Annotated in this window: 3 protein-coding genes; all 3 read left to right on the top strand. The window is 36.1% G+C overall.

The genetic code is table 11. The annotated features are described in order from the left end of the window. The first annotated feature begins 467 nt into the window (after window positions 1-467). Window positions 468-1,955 carry a TldD/PmbA family protein gene (locus AC3DU7_RS21965; RefSeq protein ID WP_488041433.1) on the top strand — a complete coding sequence of 496 codons (1,488 nt, stop codon included), beginning with the start codon at window positions 468-470 and terminating at the stop codon, window positions 1,953-1,955. A gap of 380 nt (window positions 1,956-2,335) precedes the next feature. Further along, entirely contained in the window at window positions 2,336-3,796 is a 1,461-nt protein-coding gene (locus AC3DU7_RS21960) for a hybrid sensor histidine kinase/response regulator (RefSeq protein ID WP_488041432.1), read from the top strand. A gap of 77 nt (window positions 3,797-3,873) precedes the next feature. Then, complete coding sequence (locus AC3DU7_RS21955; RefSeq protein ID WP_488041431.1) at window positions 3,874-5,514, top strand: response regulator; 1,641 nt, start codon at window positions 3,874-3,876, stop codon at window positions 5,512-5,514. The last annotated feature ends 647 nt before the right edge of the window (window positions 5,515-6,161 follow it).

Genomic DNA, 6,161 nt, shown 5'->3' with positions numbered 1-6,161 from the left:
TCCTCACATTTTGGGTAGTGGTGCAGTCATAATTGTATAGGGAGTAGGGGAGTGGGGAAGTAGGGGAGTAGGGGAGTGAGGGAATAGGCAAGAAACCGAAATACATCCTCTTTCTTTTCATTGGAACTGAGGTAATCATAGCTAATATCATTAGACATTTCCGATAATAAAAAATAAAATCAGTTCTTATCCATAAATTATCAATTATTTATCCCTGTTCCCTGTTCCCTCTTTTGGAGGAGATGTCTATTAGGTAATTTATCCCAGGTTCCATCAATACCATTACGGTTGCAGAACACTAAATTTTGGACAAAAATAGCACATCATATAAAATATAGCAAGGAACGAGTTGGTTAGGACTTATGTTGATGATGAACTTGAGACAGAAAAAAGCTTTTGTTACTGTTCCCTGTTCCCTATTCCCTGTTCCCTGCTATAAATTTAGATAAAATTAAGACTAACATACAATGGTACAAGCACCAGCAAAGATTCAAACTACAGAATTAGCTACCCTCGCCATAGACTTAATTCGTCAGGCCGGATGTGAATATGGGGATATTCGCTCATGTGTTTATCGTTCTCAAAATTTAACAGCTCGCGATCGCTCTCTCAACAGATTAGAAGATAAGGTCAATTCTGGTTTTGGGGTGAGAGTTTTGCTCAATGGTGCATGGGGTTTTGCTGCCAGTCATCGCCAAAGTCTAGAAGAGGTAGCTAGAATAGTCGCTTTAGCAGTAGATATTGCTAAGGGTAGTCATCTCTGTCAACAGACACCAGTAAAGTTAGTACCTGTGGAAACCCACCGCGATAGTTATGTTACTCCGATTGAAATTGACCCTTTTACAGTACCCATTGGTGAAAAGGCAGAATTACTTTTAAATTTGAATGAGAGATTATTGAGTTATGAAGAGCGAGGAGTGAAAAAAGCTGCTTCTTTTCTCCGTTTTACTAAAGAAGAGAAAATATTTGCTTCTACAAATGATTCCCTAATTGAGCAAACAATTTACCGTAGTTATCCTGGGTTTACTTGTACAGCTATTGCCAATAACGATGCTCAAAGTCGTAGTTACGAACGACCTCCTTTGAATATTGGTTATGAGCATATCAACCCCACCGATCTATTGAGTCAAGTAGAGCGAGTTGCTGAGGAAGCAATTGAAAAAGTTTATGCTCCCAAAGGACCTGCAGATATTCGCTCCACCCTAATTTTAAAGCCAACAAATCTATTTTTAACCATCCACGAATCAGTTGGACACCCCACCGAATTAGATAGGGTTTATGGTTATGAATCTAATTTTGCTGGTACCAGTTTTGCCACTACCGATAAAATGGGTAAACTTCAATATGCTGCCCCCTGGGTGAATTTTAAATGCGATCGCACTCAAGCAGGTGGTCGTAGTACAATGGGATATGATGATGAGGGTGTAAAGTCACAAGAATGGTATGTTGTTAAGGATGGAATATTAGTTGATTATCTCACAGACAGAGAGACGGCTTACCGACTTGGACGTGGTAGTAGTAATGGTTGTGCTTTTGCTGACAGTTGGTCCAGTGTACCCATGGTACGTATTCCGAATTTGGGGTTAGAAGCGGGTGCAGATGGTGGTAGTCATACTGCTACTTTAGAGGAAATGATTGCTGATACTGAAGATGGGATTTTGATTGATGGTGTTGGTAGTTTTTCTATCGATCAACAACGACGGAATTTTCAATTTGGCGGAGATGCGTTTTGGCAGGTGAAAAAAGGCAAAGTTGTGGGAATGTTGAAAGATGTGACTTATCATTCGATGACAACAGATTTTTGGAATAGTGTTGATGCGGTGGGAAGTGTTTCTGAAAGGGAGCAGTGCGGTACTAATATTTGTGGGAAAGGGGAACCGATGCAGATAGCTCAAATGAGTCATAGTTGTGTACCTGTGCGGGTGCGCGATATTATGATTGGTAGTGCTTCATAGGTTTTTGACTTGCTTCCCTGCCGAAAAATAATGTTGGGACATTCTATAGAATGTCCCTATATTGTAGATTCTAATTTATAAAATTTGTTTAATAGTTGGGAATATTCTTTTGTGAAGTTGTTATATACAATATGATGTTTAAATTATTTAATATCTAAAGCAGGTAAGTAAATTAAGTGTAAAAATAATAAATTTGGGATAAGGTTTTGGAGATCGGGGTTATCCTGTTTCTTTTGGCACTTGTCTGCTCCTTTTTCACCTTGTTAAAATATTTTTTAATTAATTTCTACCTGCTTATCAATAGTCCTTATTTTCATAGTCTTTTGAGAAAAGTATACTGAAAGTTTTTTAACAAAACTTCGAGAATTTGAGGTGATTTTGTGAATAATTCAATACCAGAAAAACTGAATACTGAACCAGAATATTCTTATTCTATGGATAAGAGTGACAATATTGTTCCTGCGGGGAATTATAATACTGTCCTAATTGTTGAAGACGATCAACTTAATGCTCATATGTTTTCCAGAATTCTGAAACAACGCGGCGGATATCCTACGTTACACACAGAGGATGTGGAGGAGATACTAAACTTAGCGGAGTCAGGTAAAATCAGCATTATCTTGATGGATACTTCTCTAGCTCGTAGTGTTTACCAGGGCAAAGCTGTTGATGGAATTGAAATTACTCAAATCTTGAAATCTAATCCTAAAACTGCATTAATACCTGTAGTCTTAGTTACTGCTCATGCAACGTTAGGCGATCGAGAAAATTTTTTGAACGAAAGTGGTGCTGATGCTTATTTCCCCAAACCAATAATGGATCATAAAAAGTTTGTGGATCATGTTACAAAATTGATTGATTCAGCTAAAAGAACAAATAGTTCTGAGATACTTATAAATAACTTTGCAAATCGTCTCAATTATTATATTAAAACAAATGATCGAGTTAGAGGTGAGCTTAAACAAGCTCAGGATAGAATTGGAGAGTTAGAGAAAAAGTTGAAGGAATATAAAAAATACTACTTACAAAAAGAGGTTTCAACCTCTGTAAAACCTAAGCAAAGATTTAATCTCTGGAGAAGTATAAAAAATCAGCTCCAATCTAGTAAACTGGATGGACTCAATTTAGTAAAAAAACAACCTTCATTAGTTGATACCTCTGAGGAAAAAGATACTAGCTACCAAACACATGAAATGTATCAAATAATTTGTGCTGATGTAGCTCATAGTCTGAAAGGAGAATTTCTAAATATTGGAGGATCTAACCAAGAAATTCGCTACTTATCTAATAACTCACCGGAAATTTTAGAGGAATGTGAACTAATTCAAAGAAGTCTTGAATATAGCCAAATTTGTCTACAAAAGCTGATATATTATCTTAATATAGGTAAGCCACCGATGGCAGTTATTGAGATTGATAAACTAATAACTGAAGTTGAGTATTTGTCTAGACAAAGATTACCCTCAAATATAGAAATGGAAGTCGAGATACAGGAACATCTGAAAGGTCGAACTATTCTAGGAAATTCCGATCAAATTAAGAGTATTTTGTTTGAACTGATTAGAAACTCTACAAAAGCATTGCATAAACCGGGTAGTAAAATCCAAATATTTGCAAGTTATGAAAATGATGGATTGATTACTTTATCTATTAAGGATAACGGCTCTGGTATTAGGGATGATTTAAAAAATAAACTGTTGAAAGAAGCTGTCAAAAATGAAAGTATTTATGGAATAGAATTGTATATGATTAATCGAATAATACATCAGATGGGAGGTGATTTAAAAATAGAATCTTCTGAAAAAGGAACTACTATTACTCTTTTATTTAATGAGAGTTAAATTCTCAAATTATAGACAAATTAGTAAGTAAAAATCTAACCTTTTTACAAGCTTTTATTCCATGGTAATTATCAATTATGGTATTGAAAATATTAATTGTAGATGATAATAGAGATACCCTCAAAAGATATGTTAAGTCTTTAAAACGTAGAGTCAGATCGGAATCTTTTAATTTTGGTACACCACAGGATTTAAACTCTCAATCTACCATAGAAGTAGAGGAATGTGATTCAGTTATCCCAGCACTTAAAAAACTAAGAAATCAACCATTTGAAGTGCTGATTGTTGATTTAAAAATTCCCGGTTCATCTGGGCAAGAAATGGGAGGATTAGAATTAATAGATGAGTCAGTAGACCTCGATCCACTTCGTCCTATTATTGTGATAACTGGTTATGGAAATGTAGAATTAGCAAGGCGAACTTTGACTAAAGGTGTGTTTGATTTTATAGAAAAATCTGCCACAGCAGTTGAAGATTTAGTGTCAGCAGTTCAAAGAGCTATAGATACTCGTAACGAGAAAATCAGGCGAGTGGGAAACCCTTTTACACCAATGACAGGTTTGGAACCTACTGTTTTTGGCGGCAGAACACAAGAACTCCAATTTTTTGAAGATAAGCTCAATAGAGCAATTTATAGTAAATACCGGGAACACTTCCTAATTCTTGGTGATTGGGGAATTGGTAAATCAACATTACTGAGAGAATATAAAAAAATCTGTCAAAGTCGTGGGTATATTTCATGTATTGTTCCCATCGAACCTATTCAAAAAGATACGAATTTGCTGGAGGTTGCTCGTATCATAATAGAAGGGATTTTACATGATTTACCTTATCCTGTAGATCGGTTTAAGAAAGTTCTTGAGTTCTTTAATTCTCTTGAAATTAAGATACTGGGAACTGGAGTAAAGTTTGAGCGCAGCAATAATAATAACCAGGAAATAATATCACCTAAAGCTTTTTTACGAGATACTCTCAGCAAACTATGGGAAGACATTGAAGATAAAACCGATGTATTTGTTATCCTACTGGACGACCTAGAAAATTTGGCAGCAGTTCCAGAGATTTTGATGACATTAAAATCAGCACTAACAGATTCACTTATGGAAACTAAAATTCTAGTTGGTTTGGCATCAACTTCTACAAATTGGCTAGAAATAACATCTGTTCAAAAGCACCATCCCCTTTCTAGATACTTTTTGTCTAGAGTAGAATTGACTTACTTAACTGAAAAAGAAGTTAAAGAAACCATCCGAGAGTCTCTTGCTGGAACAGGAGTTTCATTCAGTCAAGAAGTTATGCAAAATATATTTGAATATTCTGGGGGACATCCATTCGAGATGCAATTACTGTGCTATCACCTTTTCAGTAATCATCTGTCAAGATATGTGGAAATTGGCACTTGGGAGAAAGCTTTACAAGCAACTGTGAGGGATGTGGGAAATGCTATTTTTGAAAAGTGGTGTTCTGACCTCAGTGTTGATGAAGCAAAAGTTCTGAGGGTACTTGCACAAAAGGAGAATTCTGTAACACTTGAAAAGCTAACTGCTAGTTTTGAAGTGGAAAACCTGATGATTCCTATGAAGTATTCAGTTGAAGAAGTATTGAAAAGTCTTTTGCAACGAAAGCTCATAGATAGAGATATTTATGGTAATTATGTAGTCAAGGATCGGATGTTTTGTACCTACCTCATTACTCATCTAAATTACCCATTAGTCTAGAAGTGAGTAGGATAGCATCTTCTATTATCTGGACTTACGCAAACTATCGAATTATACACCATTTGTAGGGTATGATTTTGCCCCCCTAACCCCCCAATTCTGGGGGGAATAAAACTCTAAAAATTCCCCAAATTTAGGGGGAATAAAACTCTAAAAGTCCCCCAGGGTTGGGGAATTCAGGGGGCTTTACCAGAACTAAACAATCGTGCATTCATACTTCAAATTATTTTGCCCCCCTAGCCCCCCAAATTTAGGGGGAATAAAACTCTAAAAGTTCCCCAGGATTGGGAGATTTGTGGGGCTTTAGCAGAACTAAACAATTACGCATTCATACTTCAAATTATTTTGCCCCCTAGCTACCCAAATTTGAGGGGAAATAAAACTCTAAAAGTCCCCCAGGATTGGGGGATTTAGGGGGCTGTTTCATAGCTATTATTTACCTCGTAGCGATCGCTAATTTCTAACTCAAAAATTCTCTAAAGTAAACTTAACCAAAATTTAACATTAATCTAGGATAATCTATCGAGAGACAAATTGGTCTCTGAAAAAACACAAAGCTGATAGCTGATAGCTGATGGCTGATAGCTTACCCAACTGACAACTACTAATACTTCCAGAGAAAAGAACACCATGGACAGACGTAAATT

The sequence above is a fragment of the Okeania sp. genome (assembly GCF_983059655.1).
Note: the sequence above shows the minus strand (reverse complement) of the source record. Positions and strands in the feature narration are given on the sequence as shown.

What these genes read in the sequence shown, in the direction of transcription:
- AC3DU7_RS21955 (WP_488041431.1), top strand. Translation starts at nt 3,874, where the DNA reads ATGGTATTGAAAATATTAATTGTAGATGATAATAGAGATACCCTCAAA.
- AC3DU7_RS21965 (WP_488041433.1), top strand. Translation starts at nt 468, where the DNA reads ATGGTACAAGCACCAGCAAAGATTCAAACTACAGAATTAGCTACCCTC.